At 74.0% G+C, this 17655-nt stretch carries 18 protein-coding genes, 1 other RNA gene and 1 pseudogene; 9 read left to right on the top strand and 11 right to left on the bottom strand.

All coding sequences use genetic code 11. From position 1 onward, the window contains the following. Positions 1-309: 309 nt before the first annotated feature. On the bottom strand, positions 310-1476 hold the full coding sequence (locus ACZ7JA_RS07650; protein ID WP_389446916.1) for a serine hydrolase domain-containing protein: 1167 nt from the start codon (positions 1474-1476) through the stop codon (positions 310-312). Next, on the bottom strand, positions 1437-2732 hold the full coding sequence (locus ACZ7JA_RS07645) for a multidrug effflux MFS transporter (protein WP_351660005.1): 1296 nt from the start codon (positions 2730-2732) through the stop codon (positions 1437-1439). Before ACZ7JA_RS07645 ends, ACZ7JA_RS07650 begins: the two co-directional genes overlap by 40 nt. A gap of 86 nt (positions 2733-2818) precedes the next feature. On the opposite strand from ACZ7JA_RS07645, the gene ACZ7JA_RS07640 reads away from it, so the two are divergent. Together ACZ7JA_RS07640 and ACZ7JA_RS07635 are read left to right on the top strand one after the other, a co-directional pair. Next, positions 2819-3841: a Gfo/Idh/MocA family protein gene (locus ACZ7JA_RS07640; protein WP_351660002.1), complete on the top strand. Its 1023-nt coding sequence runs from the start codon at positions 2819-2821 to the stop codon at positions 3839-3841. A 137-nt stretch (positions 3842-3978) separates the two neighbouring features. Further along, a complete protein-coding gene (locus ACZ7JA_RS07635) occupies positions 3979-4737 on the top strand; it encodes an SDR family oxidoreductase (RefSeq protein WP_351659999.1) in 759 nt (252 codons plus the stop codon). Between the two features lie 234 nt (positions 4738-4971). On the opposite strand, the gene ACZ7JA_RS07630 is transcribed toward ACZ7JA_RS07635, so the two are convergent. Next, positions 4972-6240 (bottom strand): D-alanyl-D-alanine carboxypeptidase family protein, encoded by a 1269-nt coding sequence (locus tag ACZ7JA_RS07630; protein WP_470807711.1) that lies wholly within the window; start codon positions 6238-6240, stop codon positions 4972-4974. Between the two features lie 131 nt (positions 6241-6371). Here ACZ7JA_RS07630 and ACZ7JA_RS07625 point away from each other — a divergent pair. Then, positions 6372-6605: pseudogene (locus tag ACZ7JA_RS07625) on the top strand (ABC transporter permease); the annotation flags it as partial. Between the two features lie 125 nt (positions 6606-6730). Here ACZ7JA_RS07625 and ACZ7JA_RS07620 read toward each other — a convergent pair. After that, positions 6731-7057, bottom strand: coding sequence for a nuclear transport factor 2 family protein (locus ACZ7JA_RS07620; protein WP_351659993.1), 327 nt, complete (start codon positions 7055-7057; stop codon positions 6731-6733). Between the two features lie 127 nt (positions 7058-7184). Between ACZ7JA_RS07620 and ACZ7JA_RS07615 the strand changes: the two genes are divergently transcribed. Continuing rightward, entirely contained in the window at positions 7185-7730 is a 546-nt protein-coding gene (locus ACZ7JA_RS07615) for a DoxX family membrane protein (protein ID WP_351659990.1), read from the top strand. Between the two features lie 94 nt (positions 7731-7824). Next, positions 7825-8190, top strand: a complete 366-nt coding sequence (locus ACZ7JA_RS07610; RefSeq protein WP_351659987.1) for a MazG-like family protein — start codon at positions 7825-7827, stop codon at positions 8188-8190. A gap of 513 nt (positions 8191-8703) precedes the next feature. On the opposite strand, the gene ACZ7JA_RS07605 is transcribed toward ACZ7JA_RS07610, so the two are convergent. The 3 genes from ACZ7JA_RS07605 to ACZ7JA_RS07595 all read right to left on the bottom strand — a co-directional run bounded on the left by ACZ7JA_RS07605 (position 8704) and on the right by ACZ7JA_RS07595 (position 10162). Next, positions 8704-9435 carry a DUF7873 family protein gene (locus tag ACZ7JA_RS07605; RefSeq protein WP_351659984.1) on the bottom strand — a complete coding sequence of 244 codons (732 nt, stop codon included), beginning with the start codon at positions 9433-9435 and terminating at the stop codon, positions 8704-8706. Between the two features lie 88 nt (positions 9436-9523). Then, an RNA gene (gene rnpB / locus ACZ7JA_RS07600) (RNase P RNA component class A) lies at positions 9524-9928 on the bottom strand. A gap of 54 nt (positions 9929-9982) precedes the next feature. Beyond that, positions 9983-10162 (bottom strand): hypothetical protein, encoded by a 180-nt coding sequence (locus ACZ7JA_RS07595; RefSeq protein WP_450744990.1) that lies wholly within the window; start codon positions 10160-10162, stop codon positions 9983-9985. 73 nt (positions 10163-10235) lie between these two features. Between ACZ7JA_RS07595 and yaaA the strand changes: the two genes are divergently transcribed. Next, entirely contained in the window at positions 10236-11018 is a 783-nt protein-coding gene (yaaA, locus tag ACZ7JA_RS07590; RefSeq protein ID WP_351659981.1) for a peroxide stress protein YaaA, read from the top strand. 93 nt (positions 11019-11111) lie between these two features. Beyond that, positions 11112-11768 carry a bifunctional 4-hydroxy-2-oxoglutarate aldolase/2-dehydro-3-deoxy-phosphogluconate aldolase gene (eda, locus tag ACZ7JA_RS07585; RefSeq protein WP_470807618.1) on the top strand — a complete coding sequence of 219 codons (657 nt, stop codon included), beginning with the start codon at positions 11112-11114 and terminating at the stop codon, positions 11766-11768. 20 nt (positions 11769-11788) lie between these two features. On the opposite strand, the gene ACZ7JA_RS07580 is transcribed toward eda, so the two are convergent. From ACZ7JA_RS07580 to ACZ7JA_RS07570, 3 genes are read right to left on the bottom strand one after another with little or no spacing between them, the layout of a single operon-like run. After that, positions 11789-13225 carry a bifunctional RNase H/acid phosphatase gene (locus ACZ7JA_RS07580; protein WP_470807616.1) on the bottom strand — a complete coding sequence of 479 codons (1437 nt, stop codon included), beginning with the start codon at positions 13223-13225 and terminating at the stop codon, positions 11789-11791. 12 nt (positions 13226-13237) lie between these two features. Further along, positions 13238-13981: a zinc ribbon domain-containing protein gene (locus ACZ7JA_RS07575; RefSeq protein ID WP_351660191.1), complete on the bottom strand. Its 744-nt coding sequence runs from the start codon at positions 13979-13981 to the stop codon at positions 13238-13240. Then, a complete protein-coding gene (locus ACZ7JA_RS07570) occupies positions 13978-14835 on the bottom strand; it encodes a Nif3-like dinuclear metal center hexameric protein (protein WP_389299883.1) in 858 nt (285 codons plus the stop codon). Before ACZ7JA_RS07570 ends, ACZ7JA_RS07575 begins: the two co-directional genes overlap by 4 nt. Before the next feature lie 186 nt (positions 14836-15021). On the opposite strand from ACZ7JA_RS07570, the gene ACZ7JA_RS07565 reads away from it, so the two are divergent. Further along, positions 15022-16230 (top strand): hypothetical protein, encoded by a 1209-nt coding sequence (locus ACZ7JA_RS07565; RefSeq protein WP_351659975.1) that lies wholly within the window; start codon positions 15022-15024, stop codon positions 16228-16230. 95 nt (positions 16231-16325) lie between these two features. Next, positions 16326-16484, top strand: a complete 159-nt coding sequence (locus ACZ7JA_RS07560; protein WP_389446908.1) for a hypothetical protein — start codon at positions 16326-16328, stop codon at positions 16482-16484. Positions 16485-16575: 91 nt separating this feature from the next. On the opposite strand, the gene ACZ7JA_RS07555 is transcribed toward ACZ7JA_RS07560, so the two are convergent. Further along, positions 16576-17433 carry a MaoC/PaaZ C-terminal domain-containing protein gene (locus ACZ7JA_RS07555; RefSeq protein WP_470807613.1) on the bottom strand — a complete coding sequence of 286 codons (858 nt, stop codon included), beginning with the start codon at positions 17431-17433 and terminating at the stop codon, positions 16576-16578. Positions 17434-17655: the final 222 nt, after the last annotated feature.

Genomic DNA, 17655 nt, shown 5'->3' with positions numbered 1-17655 from the left:
GGCCGGGGGACGCCCGGCGCGGAGGCCGCGGGACACCCGGTGCGGAGGCCGCAGGACGCCCGGGAAGGAGGCCGCATGACGCCCGGCGCGGAGGCCGCAGAACACCTGGGGGCACGGGCCAGGGGACGCCCGGCCGGAGGTCACAAGGCACTCGGGACAGAGGTCACAGGACACCCGGCCGGAAGCCACAGGGCACCCGGGACGCAGGTCGCACCCAGGACGGAGGCCACGGGACACCGGGACGGGGGCCGCAGGACGAGCGGCGGGGGCCGTGGGGTCGCGGCCCCGTGCTGACGAAGTGCCCGTCGGTCAGGCTCCGCGGACGGCTCGGGACAGGTGGGTCGCCATGGTCGCTCTCGGTCTGCTGTCCGGCAGGCGTCTGCGGGGGTGGACCGTGTTCGCCAGCAGGACCAGGAAGGTGTCCGTGGCGGGGTCCAGGACCAGGGAGGTGCCGGTGAAGCCGGTGTGGCCCGCCGCGCCCCGGCCCGCGAGCTCGCCCATGAACCACGGCTGGTCCACCGCGAAGCCCAGGCCGGGCGGGGTCAGCAGGAGTTCCGTGAAGTCGGGGCCGAGGATGCGGGCCGGGCCGTACGCGCCGCCCGCCAGCAGGGCCCGGCAGAAGACCGCGAGGTCCGGCGCGGTGGAGAACAGGCCCGCGTGGCCCGCCACCCCGCCGAGCGCCCAGGCGTTCTCGTCGTGCACCACGCCCCGCAGCATCCCCCGGTCCGCCTTGGCCCACGGCAGCCGCTGGTCCTCGGTGGCCGCAGCGCCGGGGCGGGGTCCGAAGCCGGTGGCCGTCATCCCGAGCGGCCGGGTGATGCCGTCCTCGATCAGCACGTCCAGGGTCCGGCCGGTGATCCGCTCCAGGACGAACTGGAGCAGGATCATGTTCAGGTCCGAGTAGAGGTAGGTGCCGGGCGCGGCGGCCGGCGCCTCGGCGCGCAGCATCGCCAGCCGGGCGGCGGCGTCCGGGCGGTCGTACAGCGGGAGTTCGGGCCGCAGACCGGAGGTGTGGGTGAGCAACTGCCGCACGGTGATGCCGTGTTCGGCGGCGGCGGTGAACTCGGGCAGGTAGGCGCCGACCCGGGCGTCCATGCCGAGGGTGCCGCGCTCGATCTGCTGCACGGCGGCGACGGACGTGAACAGCTTGGTGAGGGAGGCCAGGTCGAAGGGGGTGTGCACGTCGGCCGGGACCCGTTCGGCGGGCGGCAGTTCGACACCGGCGCCGGTCTCCGCGTCGTAGGAGGCGTAGCGCACCGCCCAGCCGGCTGCCTCGGCGACGGCGACCACCGGCCCGCGTCCGGCCAGCACGACGGCGCCGGCCGCCCAGGGGCGGACCCCGGCGGTCAGGGCGTGCACCTCGTCGGCCAGGTGACCGAGTTCCGCGGGGTCCAGCCCGGCGCGGTCGGGGTTGCCTGGGCGCAGTCTCGGCGTGCTCAGTTCTGGTCCCCCTCCGGACTCGTGCCTGCCCTCCACGGACGGCACAGTCCCACGAAGCAGGCCACCGCGACCAACGCACCCGCCAGTTGGACGACCGCCATGGGCACGGCGGTGTGCTCCCCGGCGACGCCGACCAGCGGGGAGACGACCGCGCCGATCAGGAAGGAGGAGGTGCCGAGCAGCGCGGAGGCGGAGCCGGCGGAGTGCCGGGTGCGCAGCAGGGCGAGGGACTGGGCGTTGGGCAGGGTGACGCCCATCGCCGACATGAGCACGAAGAGCGCGGCGGCGACCGGGACCAGGCCCACCTCGCCGAAGGCCCCGGCGGACATCAGCAGCAGGGCGGTGGCCGCGAGCACGGTCACCGCCAGGCCGGCCGCGAGCACCTTCTCCAGCGCGACCCGGCCCACCAGCAGCTTGCCGTTGACCTGACCGGTGATCATCAGCCCGACCGAGTTGAGGCCGAAGAGCAGGCTGAAGGTCTGCGGGGAGGCGCCGTAGATCTCCTGGACGACGAACGGCGAGGCGCTGACGTACGCGAACAGCGAGGCGAAGGCGAAGCCGCCGGCCAGCAGGTAGCCGCTGAACGGCGCGTCGGCGAGCAGGCCGCGCATCGCGCGCAGCGCCTCCCCCACTCCGCCCTGGTGCCGGCGGGCGGGCGGCAGGGTCTCGGGCAGCCGCGCCCAGACCAGGGCGGTGAGTGCGGCGCCGGCGACGGTGAGGACGACGAACACGCCGCGCCAGTCCGTCACCCGCAGGATCTGGCCGCCGATCAGCGGCGCCACGATCGGGGCGACCCCGGAGACCAGCATCAGGCTGGAGAAGAAGCGGGCCATGGCCAGGCCGTCGTAGAGGTCGCGCACCACGGCCCGGGCGATGACGATCCCGGCCGAGCCGGCGAGGCCCTGCGCCAGCCGGAGTGCCACCAGCGTCTCGACGTTGGGCGCGAACGCGCACAGGGCGGTGGCGACGAGGTAGACGGCGAGGCCGGCCAGCAGCGGCCGGCGGCGTCCCCAGCGGTCGCTCATCGGCCCCACGACCAGCTGTCCGAGGGCCATGCCGGCCAGGCAGGCGGTGAGGGTGAGCTGCACGGTGGCGGCGGGGGCGTGCAGGGTGCGGGTGACCTCCGGCAGCGAGGGGAGGTACATGTCCATCGCCAGCGGGGTGGTCGCGGTGAGGCCGCCGAGGAGGAGGACGAGGAGCGGGCCGGCGGGCCGCGCGGCGCCGGCCGTGAGGCGCTCGGCGCCGGCCGGGTGCGCCGTCTCCGGTGCCGATGCCGTGGTGTCCTCGGGCATGTGTCCCTCCCTCTCGTGCTCTCCCGGCACCTATGCTCTCAGCTCGTACACACTGCCGAGGTACACATGAGCGAGGGCGGGGCGGGATGGGGCAGCAGAGCGTGCGGTGGGGGATCCTGGCGACGGGCGGGATCGCGGCGGCCTTCGCGGCGGACCTGGTGGATCTGCCGGACGCGGAGATCGTGGCCGTGGCGTCGCGCAGGCGGGAGTCCGCGGAGGCGTTCGCCGAGCGGTTCGGGGTGACCCGCGCCTACGGCGACTGGGAGTCGCTGGCGGCGGACCCGGACATCGATGTCGTGTACGTCGCCACCCCGCACGCGGCGCACCGGGCCGCGGCCGGGCTGTGCCTGACGGCGGGGCGCAACGTGCTCTGCGAGAAGGCGTTCACGCTCAACGCCCGCGAGGCCGGGGAACTGGTGGCGCTGGCCAAGGAGCACGACCGCTTCCTGATGGAGGCGATGTGGATGTACTGCAACCCGCTGGTACGCCGGCTCAAGGCGCTGGTGGACGACGGGGCGATCGGTGAGGTCCGCACCGTGCAGGCCGACTTCGGCCTCGCCGGCCCGTTCCCGGCGGCGCACCGGCTGCGCGATCCGGAGCTCGGCGGCGGGTCGCTGCTGGACCTCGGGGTGTACCCGGTGTCGTTCGCGCAGCTGCTGCTCGGCGAGCCGGACGCCGTCGCCGCGAGCGCGGTGCTCTCGCCGGAGGGCGTCGACCTCCAGACCGGGGCCCTGCTCTCCTGGGAGAGCGGCGCGCTGGCCTCGCTGCACTGCTCCATCGCCGGGGGCACCGGCACCACCGCCTCGGTCACCGGCTCCCTCGGCCGGATCGACATCCCGGCCGGCTTCTTCCACCCCGAGCGCTTCGTGCTGCACCGGGACGGCCGCGACTCCGAGGAGTTCACCGCGGACCCGGCCGACGGGCCGCGCACCAGCCTGCGGCACGAGGCGGCCGAGGTGATGCGGGCACTGCGGGCGGGCGAACGGGAGTCGCCGCTGGTGCCGTTGGACGGCAGCCTCGCGGTGATGCGGACGCTGGACGCGATCCGGGAGCGGATCGGCGTGCGCTACCCCGGGGAGGCCGTGACCGCGGCCGCGGTCGCCGGCTAGGACCTCCCGGCTCGCGCCGGGTTCCGCCCGGCCGCTTCCCTGCTCCTGTCCGGCCGCCGCCGGGTTCCCGCGCCGCCCCAGCCGTATGGCGGACAGCCGATTCCGCATGGCGGACTCGCCGCCTACGCTGCGGAGCCATGACTGACAGGGAATCGAAGATCGCGGTGGTGACCGGCGCCGGTTCCGGCATCGGGCGGGCCGTCGCCGTGGAACTGCTGCGCGCCGGCTGGTCGGTGGTCCTGGCCGGCCGGCGCACGGAGACGCTGGAGGAGACGGCCGTGCGGGCGGCGGCGGGCCCGTGGCTCGCGGTGCGCACCGACGTGTCCCGGCCCGAGGACGTGGCGGCGCTGTTCTCGGCCACCGTCGAGCGGTTCGGCCGGGTGGACCTGCTGTTCAACAACGCGGGCACGTTCGGGCCCGGCGGGGTGCCCGTCGAGGACCTGCCCTACGACGCCTGGCGGCACGTGGTGGACACCAACCTCAACGGGGCGTTCCTGTGCGCGCAGGCGGCGTACCGGGTCATGAAGGAACAGGACCCGCAGGGCGGCCGGATCATCAACAACGGCTCGATCTCCGCCCATACGCCCCGGCCGATGTCGGTCGCCTACACCGCGACCAAGCACGCGCTGACCGGCCTGACCAAGTCGCTGTCGCTGGACGGGCGGCCGTACCGCATCGCCGTGGGCCAGATCGACATCGGCAACGCTGCCACCGAGATGACGGCCCGGATGGAGACCGGCGCGCTCCAGGCCAACGGGCAGACCGCCGCCGAACCCGTGATGGACGTGGCGGACGTGGCGCGCACCGTGCGGCACATGGCCGAACTGCCGCTGGAGGCGAACGTGCAGTTCGCGACGGTGCTGGCGACCGCGATGCCCTACATCGGGCGCGGCTGAGGCCGGTTGGGCGGCCGGTATTCGAACATTCGCGGTATTGCGGCCGATCGGCCGCATATGGTCAACTTCTCTTCACAAGAGCTTCACACTTGGGGCACGGCAGTTCCAGAGCCATTCCGAGGGGGGAGACGGCAGCCGTTCCACCGGCCGCAGGTTGGGGGTGAACCCCGCGGACTACCGCGGGGTGTGCACCGGCCGGCGGAACGGCTGCCGCGAATCTCCACCGCGCCTTCTTCAGGTTCCGCTCTCCGGCCGGGTCCCGGCCTCGGTCGCGGCCGCCTTCCCCCTCCCCCGGGTCAGCCGCCGGCGCAGCGCCCACGCACCCGCGCCGAGCAGGGCCGCGGAGCCGGCCGCGCCCTCCAGCAGCCGCCACGACGAGGGGCGCCCGGGCCCGCTCCCGGGGGCGCCCGCCGCGGCCTGGGCCGCCTTCCGGGACGCGCCCGGCGCCGGGCTCGCGCTCGCCCCGCCCTCGCTGAGCGGCTCGACCAGCGCGCCCACCGCCTGCGCCGAACCGCCGTGCCTGAAGCCCCAGTCGAGCAGCGCGGCGGTCTGCTCGTACACCGCGTTCCCGCCGACCCGGGGATGCATCACGGTGACCAGCAGGGTGCGGCCGCCCCGGGTGGCCGCACCGGTGAAGGTGTTCCCGGCGTGGCTGGTGTAGCCGTTCTTCACGCCGATCAGGCCCTCGTACACCTCCAGGCCCCACGCCCCGGTGAGCAGGCGGTCGGTGTTCTGGATCTGGAAGGTCTTCCTGCCGCCCGCCGGGAAGTCGGCGGTCCGGGTGCCGCAGTAGCCGCGGAAGTCGGCGTCCTTCAGGCCATGCCGGGCGAACAGCGTGAGGTCGTACGCCGAGGAGAGCTGCCCCTTGTGGTCGAAGCCGTCGGGGCTGACCACCCGGGTGTCCAGCGCCTGCAGGTCCTCCGCCCTGGCCTGCATCTCGGCGACGGTCTTGGCGATGCCGCCGTTCATGTGCGACAGCACGTGCACCGCGTCGTTGCCGGAGCGCAGGAACACCCCCTGCCACAACTGCTCGACGGTGTAGGTGATGCCGGGCTTGATGCCGACCAGGCTGGAACCGGCCGGGACGTCGGCCAGGTCCTCGTCGGTCACCCTGTACCGCTCGGCGCGGTCGAACTTCTTCAGCACGGTGTCCGCGAAGAGCATCTTCAGCGTGGACGCGGGGGCGAGGCGCCGGTGCGCGTTGAACGAGGCGAGCACCTCGCCGCTCTCGCCGTCGGCGACGAGCCACGCGCGGGCGTCGAGCTTCCTGGGCAGTCCTGAGGCGCCGCGCACCTGGACTCCGCCACGCGCCAGGCGCTCACCGCCCACGACGGTGGCGGCGGCGGCCGGCGCGGCCGCGGAAAGGGGAAGGGCGGCGGCCGTCAGCCCGAGGACGGCACGCCGGCTGAGCCGGGAACTATCACGCACCCCGGGACCGTACACCGCGTCGAACAGGGGTTTGTCCGCGGGAGCCGGGTATACGACCGGAATTTGCCGTCCCATGAGAATCCGGTGAGTCAGCCGCCTTCCCAGCCCTTGCACATCCTTTACCCAGGGCTCCTCCAAGGTCCCTCCCTGGCTTGGGGCCGCGCCCACACCGGGCGCCAAGTACCTTCGAGGAACGGGATGTTCGCATCCATCTCAAGCGCGCGCTGAGCCGCCGCAAGAAGGCCGCTCTGGTGATCGCGACGGGTCTGGCGTTCGGTATCGCGCTGGTCATCACCGTCGAATCGGTGTCGGCCGGCATGACGCAGGCTCAGGACAAGGTCCGGAAATCGCTGTACGGCCTCGGCGCCGACATGACGGTCGCCAAGGCGCGTTCGGCTCCCGAGGCGGGCGGTTCGCAGGGGCCGGGCTTCGATGCCGGCCGGCTGGCCTGCGATGCGCTGCCCCGCGGCCATCGCGTCGGCACTCTCCCGGCCTGGGGACGGACCGGAAGTCCGGGATCGGCACGGTGCTCTGGCTGCGCGCCCTTCGCAAGGGGCCCGTGCGTTCAGGCCTGGCCGGTCTCGAACCGCGAGATCCGCCCGTCGTCGCCGACGGTGAAGGTCCACCGCGTGCGCATCTCGCCCCAGGTGTCGTTGCGGTAGCGGGCGAGGAGGGTGTGACCGCCGTTGGACTCGTTGTCGACCTCCATGTGGCCGTGCGAGGAGAAGATCTCCCGGTCGATCCAGTCGGCGAGGTCGCGGTCCGAGCCGTCGTCGGCCATCGTCGCGTCGGGCGCGAGGAGGGACAGGAAGCTCTCGCGGTCGTGGGCGTTGACGGCGTGGACGAACGCCCGGACGGCCGGATCGCGCAGCTTGGCTGGCTGAATGGTCATGGCGTCAGGCTCACACCGGTCCCCCGCGGTCGCCACCCGAACGCCACCCAGGACGCGCCCGGTGGGGTGAGGGGTGCGACGGTGGGAACGCGGAGGGGGACCTGTCGCCTGCTGATGGAGAGTCACCGTGACCTGTTACGACCGACGCGATGTGGGCCTGCTGCTGCTCCGGCTGGGGACCGGCGGGGTGCTGGCCGCACACGGCGCGCAGAAGCTGTTCGGCTGGTTCGGCGGGCACGGCCTTGAGGGCACCGGCCAGTTCATGGAGTCCGTCGGCTACGCCCCGGGCAAGGCGAGCGCGACGGCGGCGGGCCTCGCCGAGGCGGGCGGCGGCGCGCTGCTGGCGCTGGGCCTCGCCACCCCGGCGGCGGGCGCGGCGGCGGCGGGCGCGATGGCCGGGGCGTCGGCGGTCCACATGCCCAACGGCTTCTTCGCCCAGGAGGGCGGCTACGAGCACGCGGCGTCCCTGGGGCTCGCCGCGGCCGGCCTCGCCATCACCGGCCCCGGCCGCATCTCCCTCGACCACGCCTTCGGCCATGTCTTCGACCGCGGCTGGATGGTCCCGGTGGCCCTGGGCGTGACGGCGGCGGCGACGGCCGTGGTGGTGGGCGCCCGCAACCGGCGGCTGCGGCAGCAGAAGGAGGGCGAGCAGGAGGCCCTGTTCGAGGAGTAGGCCCGGTTCGAGGAGTAGGCCCGGTTCGAGCGGTCGGGGCCTGTTTCCGGAGCGGCGGGGCGGCGCCGCGCGGCGGCATGGCAGTCTGCGCGGCATGACCCACCAGGACACCACCGGCACGGCCGGCACCGCGGATCCCGCCCCCGGCCTCTGGCCGGCCGTGGACGAACTCTGGTCCCGCCTGGAGGCCACCCGCGTGCACCCCGGCCCGGAGAACCTGCTGCTGCGCATCCTCAAGCTCTCCGAGGAGGTCGGCGAGGTCGCCGAGGCGGTCATCGGCGCGACCGGCCAGAACCCCCGCAAGGGCATCACCCACACGTGGGACGACGTCCAGTCGGAACTCTGCGACGTGGCCATCACCGCCCTGGTCGCCCTGCGCACCCTGACCCCGGAGGCGCGCGAGGTCTTCGAAGGACACCTGACCCGGGTGCGCGAGCGGCCGCTGGAGCCGCCGGCGTGACGGGGAGGCGTGGGCCGGCTCGACGTGCCGGGTGACGTGCCCGGCGGAGTGGGGACGTGGCGGAGCCCGGGAGTCGTATCCAGCTCCCGGGCCCCTGGGGATGCCACCCAATTGCGCACGCCGGCGGCGTTTAAGAGGACGGATCAGTCATCATGCGGTCGTGTTCTTCCTTTGAACTACCGCACCGCGCAAGAGGTGCAGGCGAGATTCGAACTCGCATCCGACGGCGTTCGTCCGGCCCCGTTCGATCCGGCGATCGGCGGCGATGCTGAGACTGGAGCGAGAGTCTGAGATTGACCGCGGCTGCCTCTGCCATGTTGGGCTACCCCGGCCCGTTGGTGCGGCTGTGCCGGGGGAAGGACTCGAACCTTCACTGTCACCGCGTTTTTCAGGCTGAACTTCAGTGTCAGCTTGCGCTCCTCACGCGGACCGGTCCTCAGTCCGGCCCGCGCCTGTCGCGCACCCCCGCGCTCGCACGCGGGGGCGATCATGGATGCTACTCGCCGGCCGTTGTCAGCCGAACAGGTAGCCGAACACCGCGTCGCCGACCCGCTGGTCGGTGACCTCGGTGCCGTTGGCCTCCTCACGGGCGAACTTCACCGCCTGCTGGAGCTTCTCCACCCGCTCCAGCAGTTCGTTCACCCGGCGCGCCGGGAGCGCTCCGGAGAACTTCACGGTGGTCCAGTACCCGATGGGCACGTCCTCGTAGTACACCTCGACCTGCGCCGGGTGCTTCTCGGTCGCCTCCGCCTTGACGTGGTTGCGCGGGACCTTCTTCGTACGGATCGTGCGGACCGGGTCCGTCTTCCACCAGTCCGTCGACGGGTCGTGGGACCAGGACTCGGCGGCGTCGAGGGTGGGGAGCTTCCTGACGAACGTGTGCAGGTCGGTGAGCTGCTTCTCCAGGAAGAGCAGATAGCTGACCGGGACGTCGGCGACGACGGTGCGGCCGTCGACCGTGACGTCCGCGCGGGCCGCGCAGTTCGCCCAGTCCTTGGTGGCGGTCACGTCGAAGAGCCGGGTGAGCGAGGCGGACATCTCCCGCAGCACGTCCTCACCCTGCACCTGCACGCGCGTGGACTCGGGCGGAAGCTGCTCGCCCTCCTCGTCCTTCGGCTGGTACGTGCGCGAGATGCCGGCCAGCAGCGCCGGCTTCTGCACCTTGTGGTGCGCGGCGGTGATGTCCTGGAGCGACTTGCTCTTGACGCCCTTCTCGACCGCGATGATCTGGTTCAGTTTCGCCACTTCGGCTCCCCCTTCGAACAGGCAGGAACGTATCGCAGCGGCTCGAACACACGCACTCGATTTACCGGGCGGTGAGGGCGGTGAGGGGCAGACGAGTCGGGCTGTACGCCGGGTTCTGTTCCCCGGGGTCCTCGCGGGCCCCGGGGCGACGGCCATCCATCTAGGACCGGTGTTGCCACCGGCCTCGTGCGGTCTACCCGCGGACTCGGGCGGGCAGCCCTCGAACGTCCGCGCAGAGCGCTTTTCACGGCGCTCCTTTTGACCTTGCTCCAGGTGGGGTTTACCTAGCTGCCCAGGTCACCCTGGGCACTGGTGGTCTCTTACACCACCGTTTCACCCTTACCGAGGGCCGAGGCCCCCGGCGGTCTGCTTTCTGTGGCACTGTCCCGCGGGTCACCCCGGGTGGCCGTTAGCCACCACCCTGCCCTGTGGAGCCCGGACGTTCCTCGGGAAGCCCCTTGCGGGAACTTCACGCGGCCGCCCGCCCGGCTCGTCTGCCGTGCCGACCATGGTACCGGCCGCGCGGGGCGCCCGGTCCCGCCGCCGGTCAGACGAAGTCCGCGGTGTCCAGATCCAGGGCGAAGGGGTTCTTCGCCGCACGCGCGGCCTCCTCCCGCACCTCGGGCGGGAAGTCCTCCGGTACGCGGAGTCCGGCGCGCAGCGCGGTGAGTGCGGCCCGCAGCGGGGCCTCGGGGGCGCCGGTCAGCCGGATCCTGCGGCGGGGCATGTGTCGAGCGTAGGGCGAGGGGGCGTGCGCGGCACCCCGTACGCTGGCGCTGAACCGATGAGAAGGAGTACGTGTGCTTGTCCTGCTGCCGCCCTCGGAAGGAAAAGCGTCCTCGGGTCGTGGCGCCCCGCTGAAGCCGGAGTCGCTGTCCCTGCCGGGGCTGGCCGAGGCGCGGGAGGCGGTGCTGGCGGAACTGGTCGAGCTGTGCGCCGCCGACGAGGAGAAGGCGCGCGAGGTGCTGGGGCTGAGCGAGGGACTGCGCGGCGAGGTGGCGAAGAACGCCGCCCTGCGCACCGCCGGGGCCCGGCCGGCCGGGGAGATCTACACCGGTGTGCTGTACGACGCCCTGGACCTGGCCTCGCTGGACGCGGCGGCGAAGAAGCGGGCGGCGCGCTCGCTGCTGGTCTTCTCGGGGCTGTGGGGCGCGGTGCGCGTGACCGACCGCATCCCCTCCTACCGCTGCTCGATGGGCGTGAAGCTGCCGGGGCTCGGCGCGCTGGCCGGGCACTGGCGGGCCCCGATGGCGGAGGTGCTGCCGGAGGCCGCGGGCCGCGGCCTGGTGCTCGACCTGCGCTCCGCCGCCTACGCGGCGGCGTGGAAGCCCAAGGGCGAGGTCGCCGGGCGGACCGCGACCGTACGGGTGCTGCACGCGCCGACCCGGAAGGTCGTCAGCCACTTCAACAAGGCCACGAAGGGCCGGATCGTACGGAGCCTGCTGTCGGAGGGGGCCGCGCCGAAGGGCCCGGCGGAGCTGGTGACGGCGCTGCGGGACCTCGGGTACGCGGTGGAGGCACAGGCGCCGGGCACGGCGGGGAAGCCGTGGGCGCTGGACGTCCTGGTGGACGAGGTCCACTGAGCACGGCCGGCCGGGCGCCGGCGCCTTTCGGAAGCCGTTGCATCATGCGCAACGTTCGTTGCGCAGGGTGTCGCCGCTGGGCACGATGAGGGCATGACTTCACCGCTGCCCTCCGCTTCGGCTGCCTCCGTGCTGGATCTCGCGCCGGTCGTGCCGGTCGTGGTGGTGTCGGACGTGTCCGACGCCGTACCGCTGGCGCGCGCGCTGGTGGCCGGGGGGCTGCCCGCCATAGAGGTGACCCTGCGGACGCCCGCCGCGCTGGACGCGATCCGGGCCATCGCCGGCGCGGTGCCGGACGCGGTGGTCGGGGCGGGTACGGTCCTCACGCCGGAGCAGGTGGCCGACTGCGTGGCGGCCGGGGCGCGGTTCCTGGTGAGCCCGGGGTGGACGGACTCGCTGCTGGCGGCGATGCGCGGGTCAGGGGTGCCGTTCCTGCCCGGGGTGTCCACCACCTCGGAGGTCGTGGTGCTGCTGGAGCGCGGGGTGCGGGAGATGAAGTTCTTCCCGGCGCAGGCCGCGGGCGGCACGGCGTATCTCAGGTCGCTGGCCGGCCCGCTGCCGCAGGCCCGCTTCTGCCCGACGGGCGGGATCGGGCCCGCGACCGCGCCCGAGTATCTGTCCCTGCCCAACGTCGGGTGCGTGGGCGGGAGTTGGATGATCCCGGCGGAGGCGGTGGCCGCCGGGGACTGGGGGCGGATCGAGGAGCTGGCGCGTGGCGCGGCGGGCCTCGGTCGGCCGGTGCCCGATTAGCCGGGGCCCGTCGGCCGGGCTCAGGGACGCAGGTGGGACGTGTCGTTGAACAGCCGTACGCTCGCGTTGCCGTCCGCGTAGTACGCGACCGCGGACAGGGATGCGGCGGAGAGTTCCATCCGGAACAGGGACTTCGGCGGCGCGCCCAGGGCGAGCCGGATCAGGGTCTTGATCGGCGTGACATGGGTGACCAGCAGGACCGTGCGGCCTGCGTGGGCCGCGACCAGCTTGTCCCGGGTGGCCTCGATCCGGGTGGCGGTCTCGGCGAAGCTCTCGCCGCCACCGGTCGGGCGGACGTCCGGGTCGTCCAGCCAGGCGCTCAGGTCGTCCGGGTACCGCTCGTGGACCTCGCCGAAGGTGAGACCCTCCCAGGCGCCGAAGTGCGTCTCCCTGAGCCCCTCTTCGACCGTCACGTCCAGGCCGAGGCGGGCGGCGACGATGCGGGCGGTCTCCTGGGTCCGGGCGAGGGGCGAGGCCACCACGGCCTGGACGGTGCCGCGCCGCGCCAGCGCGGCGGCGGCCCGCCGGGCCTGCTCCCTGCCCGCTTCGGACAGGGAGGGGTCGGTGCCGCCGCTGCCGGAGAAGCGCTTCTGCGCGGTGAGGGGGGTCTCGCCGTGGCGGAGGAGCACCAGGGTGGCGGGGGCGCCCATGTCGGGGGCGGCGCTCCAGCCCCGCGTCCGCGACTGCTCGGCGGAGCCGGTAGGCCGGGGTGCACTGGAGCCGGAAGGCCGCTGCTCGGCAGCGCCGGAAGGCCGGGGTGCGCTGAGGCCGGAAGGCCGGGGTGCGCTGAGGCCGGAAGGCCGCTGCTCGGCAGCGCCGGCCGGGCGCCGCTCGCCCGCACCCGGGGCGCTCTCGGCGGCACGCTCGCCCGCGGTCACGTCGGTGCCGGCGTCGGCCGCACCGGCGGCCGCGGCGGCGGCGTCACCGGGCACGCCCGGCGCCGCGTCCGAGGACACGGCGGTCACGGCCGCCCGGGTCCGCGCCGCACCCGACGCCTCGCGCAGCGCCTCGGCTTCGACGTCGTCCCCGGACGCGGACCACTGCTCGCCTCGCGCGCCCGCGTCCATGGCCTCGTTGGCGAGGCGGTCGGCGTGGGTGTTCTGGGCGCGGGGGATCCACTCGTAGGTGACCCGGCCGGGCGGGAAGACGCGGTTCGCCTCCGCCGCCAGGGGCTTCATGTCGGGGTGCTTGATCTTCCAGCGTCCCGACATCTGCTCGACGACCAGCTTGGAGTCCATCCGGACGTGCACCCGGGCGCCCGGGTCCAGGGCGTGCGCGGTGCGGAGGCCGGCGAGCAGGCCCCGGTACTCGGCGACGTTGTTCGTGGCGACGCCGAGGTACTCGGCCGCCTCGGCCAGGGTCTCCCCCGTCACCGCGTCGCTCACCACGGCGCCGTAGCCCGCGGGCCCCGGGTTGCCCCGTGACCCGCCGTCCGCCTCGACGATGAACTCCCGCACCGCGCCGGTTCCCTACAGACCCGACTCGGCGGTGCGCACCAGGATCCGGCGGCAGTTCTCGCAGCGGACCACCGTGTCCGGCGCGGCCGCGCGGATCTCGTTCAGTTCGGTGATCGCCAGCTCCTGACGGCAGCCCTGGCAGGTGCGGGCGTACAGCTTGGCCGCGCCGATGCCGCCCTGCTGCCCGCGCAGCTTGTCGTACAGCTTCAGCAGGTCGGCGGGGACGGACCCGGCGACGACCTCGCGCTCCTTGGTGACCGAGGCGGCCTCGCCGTCGATCTCCTCGAACGCGGCGTCCCGGCGGCCGGTCGCGTCGTCGATCTTCGCCTGGACGGAGCCGACCCGCTCGGTCAGCTCGGCGACCCGCTCCTGCGCGGACTCGCGGCGCTCCATGACCTCCAGGACGACGTCCTCCAGGTCGCCCTGCCGCTTGGCGAGGGAGGCGATCTCGTGCTGGAGGTTGGACAGGTCCTTGGGCGAGGTGACCGCGCCGGAGTCCAGGCGCTGCTGGTCGCGGGTGGCGCGCTGGCGCACCTGGTCCACGTCCTGCTCGGCCTTGGTCTGCTCGCGGGCGGTGTCGCTCTCCTCGGTCTGCGCGGCCACCAGCAGGTCGCGGAGCTGCGTGAGGTCCTTGTTCAGCGACTCGATCTCGGCGTGCTCGGGCAGCGACTTCCGCTTGTGGGCGAGCTGCTGCAGGCGGACGTCGAGGGCCTGGACGTCGAGGAGTCGGATCTGGTCGGCGGGCGCGGCGTTCAGTTGGGGGCTCCCGATTGTCGAGTCGTGGTGGTGGACGCCGCGTGGGCGGTCCAGGGGTCGGTGACCGTCTTGGAGACATGGACCCTGAGGTCCCAGCCGTGACGGTCGGAGATCTCGTCGAGCTGGGCTGCGGCCAGCTCGCACCAGGGCCACTCGGTGGCCCAGTGCGCCGCGTCGAGCAGCGCGAGAGGACTGTGGGCAACGGCCTCGGAGGCCGGGTGGTGACGCAGGTCCGCGGTGAGGAAGGCGTCCACGCCGGCCGCGCGGACCTGGTCGAAGAGGCTGTCGCCGGAACCGCCGCTGACGGCGACGGTGCGGACGACGGCCTCGGGGTCGCCGGCCACCCGGACGCCCTGCGCGGTGGCCGGCAGCCGCTCGGCGACCCGGGCGGCCAGCTCGCGCACGGTGAGCGGGTGGTCGAGTTCGCAGACCCGGCCCAGGCCCCGGCAGCCGGCCGGGTCGGTCGGGTCCGGCACGAGCGGGCGTACGACCCGCAGGTCGAGCGCGCCGGCCAGCGCGTCCGAGACGCCGGGATCGGCGGTGTCGGCGTTGGTGTGCGCCACGTGCAGCGCGATGTCGTTCTTGATCAGCGTGTGCACGACGCGGCCCTTGAAGGTGGACGCCGCGACCGTGGTCGTCCCGCGCAGGTACAGCGGGTGGTGGGTGACCAGCAGGTCGGCCCCGAGCCGCACCGCCTCGTCGACGATCTCCCGCACGGGGTCGACGGCGAACAGGACCCGGGTGACCTCCTGGTCGGGGTCGCCCACCACCGTGCCGACCGCGTCCCAGGACTCGGCCCGCTCGGCGGGCCACAGGGTCTCCAGCGCGGCGATGACTTCAGACAGACGGGGCACGGGGAAAGGCTACCTGGCCGTTCTGTGCGGATGTACCGCCTCCGGCCCGGGCGGAGGCGTTCAGCACAGGGGCCGCCGTGCCCTCAGCTGAATCGCTTCTGCGCCACCCGTATGTGTGAAGCCGCCGTCCCCTGCTCCCCCGCCCGTGCGTACGAAACTAGCTTCGTCGCCGGAGGTGACCGAACGATGACGGCCTGTGCGATCGAACCCCCTTCGACCGACCGGTCCGGCGAGGACGACGGCGTGCCGGGGACGGGGTGCGCCATCACGGCGGACGGCGCGTACGCCGCCCGCCTCGCGCCGGACGGTGACTCCTGGTTCCCGGAGCGCTGGACGCTGGACGGCCCGGAGCCGTACGCGGTGCCGCTGCCCGGCCACCAGCCGGAGGAGCCCGGCACCGAGGTGCAGCCGATGGGCGACGGAAGGGTGCTGATCCACCGGCTGGTGGAGGGCCGCCGGCACACCTTCTGCCTGCTGTACCCGACCGGGCCGGGCACCGGGGAGCTGCCGCTGGGCGCGGTGGCGTGCCCGGACCCCGGCACCCGGCTGACGCTGCTGCCCCCGGCGCCGGGCGGCGCGCGGGCGTACGCCCTGGCCGTCGGCCCCCGCGCCACGGCGGTGTGGCTGGTGGCGGGCGGCGCGGCGGGGCCCGAGCGGCTGGCCGAGGTGCCGGGGCGCTGCTCGGGCGGGGTCTGGCTGGACGGCGACGGGCGGCTGCTCGCGCTGGACCGGGAGCTGGACGGGCGCACCAAGACGGTGGTCGTGGACCTGGGGCGCGGCGGCGAGGTCTCGCCGCTGCTGCAGATCGCGGACGGCAGCGACGACCGGCTGCTGCTGGCCGATCCGGACAGCGGTCTGCTGCTGATCTCCTCCGACGCGCCCTCCCCCGGGCAGGAACGATTGGGCTGGGGGGTCCTGGGGAGCACGCTGCCGGTGCGCTTCCCGGAGTGCCTGCGCGTCCCGGACTGCTCGGTGACGCCGTTCGCGATCCAGCCGGGGCAGGTGCTGCTGCCGGAGAACTGCGCCGTGGCGCTGCGCTTCGCGGGGCCGTCCGGCGACTGGGTGGGCACCTGGCGGCCGGCCGAGCGGCGGGTGTGTCATCTCGCGGCTCCGCAGGGGTGGCTGACCGGGTGCGGGCTGTGGACGCGCGACGGGGTGCTGCGGCTGCCGTACGCCACGGGAGAGGTCCCGTGCGGCGTGGCGGAGCTGGCCGCGGCCTGGACGGGGATGGAGGCGGCGGGGCCGGGGGATCCGGTCCGGGACCGCACGGCCGGCGAGGCGCCCGGAGCGTCCGAGGCGCCCCGGCGGACGCCGGCACCGGACTCGCCGGAACCGGTGACGGTGCGTCCGGTGCCGTTGCGGGAAGCGCCGCTTGGACGTCTTGTAACGAAGTAGTGCCGGTCGGCGCGCCCGCCTGGATCCGGCCGGAGGTGGGTTGGTTACACTCGCCCGGCTGTAAAAAGATCATGTTGACGGGGTGAATTCTTCCGATGAGCGACACCAGCACGACTCAGCAGCTGTCTGCCGACTCTCAGGACGCGGACGGCCACGGCCGGCACCGGGGGCCGGTGGCGGTCCAGGACGGTGACACGGCTCCGCGTGGGCGTCACCGCAAGCCGGCCGAGGAGACCGCCGAGGCGGCTGCCTGACGGCAACGCGCGAGGAGGGGCTCCCCGTCGTACGACGGGGAGCCCCTCCTTCGTTTCCAGGAGCGTCCGTACTCAGGAGTGTCCGACGTTCTCAGGAGTGTTCGACGGCGGTGTCGGCGAGGACGGGCGCCTCGTCCCGCTCGACGGCGCTCACGGCCACCCGCACGGCGCCCTCCCCCCGCCACATCCGGATCCGCAGGGTCTCCCCGGGGAAGACCACCCCCTCGAACCGGGTCGTGTAGGACCGCACCCGGCTCGCCTCGCCGCCCAGCAGCGTGTCGACGACCGCCTTGAGGGTCATGCCGTAGGTGCACAGGCCGTGCAGGACGGGCCGTTCGAACCCGGCGGCCGCGGCGAAGTCGGGGTCGGCGTGCAACGGGTTCCAGTCGCCGGAGAGGCGGTAGAGGAGGGCCTGGTCCTCGGCGACCGGCCGGTCGACGATCAGATCGGGCTCGCCCTCGGGCGGGGCGGGGCGGGCGGAGGGGCCGCGGTCGCCGCCCCAGCCGCCCTCGCCGCGCAGGAAGATCTGTGCCTCGCCGGTCCACAGCGGGCCGTCGGCGTCGGCGACGTCGGTGCGCAGCACGAGGACGGCGGCGCTGCCCTTGTCGTACAGGCCGGCGACCCGGGAGGTGGCGGTGGCGGCGCCCCGCACCGGGACGGGGCGGTGGAGCGTGAGCGACTGGCCGCCGTGCAGGACGCGGGCCAGGTCGGTGTCGACGCCCGGCGTGGACAGGCCGCTGATCACACCGGGCGGTCCGCCGCCCGCGACCGTGGCGAAGCTCGGCAGGACCCGCAGCCGGGACTCCAGGGTGTAGCGCAGCTCCCCGGGGTCGGTGGCGGGGATGCCGGCGCCGATGCCCAGGTGGTAGAGCTGGACGTCCTTCGCGGTCCAGGCGATCTCACCGGAGCGGGGCTCGGCGGCGAGAACCTTCGCTGCGTCGATGGGCATGGAACTCCTGAACTGAGGCCGGCCGGAGTGGAACGCGTTCCGGTGCGGCGCCCTCTGTATAGCCGAGCCCCCACGGGTTGGGAAGGCTCGCGGTGCCGCGCCGGACCGGCGCCCGTGACATTTGTCCCGCCGGAGTCGGTACGCGCGGACCTGCCGTGGGCGGGCGCCCTGTTCGTACGCTGGCCGACGTACCGCCGCCGGGCGGTGACCATTCGATCGGGG

The sequence above is a fragment of the Streptomyces sp. NPDC038135 genome (genome assembly GCF_055601245.1).
The sequence above is the reverse complement of the archived record's forward strand: the minus strand, read 5'-3'. Positions and strand labels throughout refer to the sequence as shown.

Excerpts from the sequence above, each read along its gene's own strand:
- ACZ7JA_RS07645 (WP_351660005.1), bottom strand. The coding sequence starts at position 2,732 with ATGCCCGAGGACACCACGGCATCGGCACCGGAGACGGCGCACCCGGCC.
- eda (WP_470807618.1), top strand. The coding sequence starts at position 11,112 with ATGACTTCACCGCTGCCCTCCGCTTCGGCTGCCTCCGTGCTGGATCTC.
- ACZ7JA_RS07555 (WP_470807613.1), bottom strand. The coding sequence starts at position 17,433 with ATGCCCATCGACGCAGCGAAGGTTCTCGCCGCCGAGCCCCGCTCCGGT.
- ACZ7JA_RS07565 (WP_351659975.1), top strand. The coding sequence starts at position 15,022 with ATGACGGCCTGTGCGATCGAACCCCCTTCGACCGACCGGTCCGGCGAG.
- ACZ7JA_RS07560 (WP_389446908.1), top strand. The coding sequence starts at position 16,326 with ATGAGCGACACCAGCACGACTCAGCAGCTGTCTGCCGACTCTCAGGAC.
- ACZ7JA_RS07595 (WP_450744990.1), bottom strand. The coding sequence starts at position 10,162 with ATGCCCCGCCGCAGGATCCGGCTGACCGGCGCCCCCGAGGCCCCGCTG.
- ACZ7JA_RS07640 (WP_351660002.1), top strand. The coding sequence starts at position 2,819 with ATGGGGCAGCAGAGCGTGCGGTGGGGGATCCTGGCGACGGGCGGGATC.
- ACZ7JA_RS07630 (WP_470807711.1), bottom strand. The coding sequence starts at position 6,240 with ATGGGACGGCAAATTCCGGTCGTATACCCGGCTCCCGCGGACAAACCC.
- ACZ7JA_RS07610 (WP_351659987.1), top strand. The coding sequence starts at position 7,825 with ATGACCCACCAGGACACCACCGGCACGGCCGGCACCGCGGATCCCGCC.
- ACZ7JA_RS07635 (WP_351659999.1), top strand. The coding sequence starts at position 3,979 with ATGACTGACAGGGAATCGAAGATCGCGGTGGTGACCGGCGCCGGTTCC.
- ACZ7JA_RS07620 (WP_351659993.1), bottom strand. The coding sequence starts at position 7,057 with ATGACCATTCAGCCAGCCAAGCTGCGCGATCCGGCCGTCCGGGCGTTC.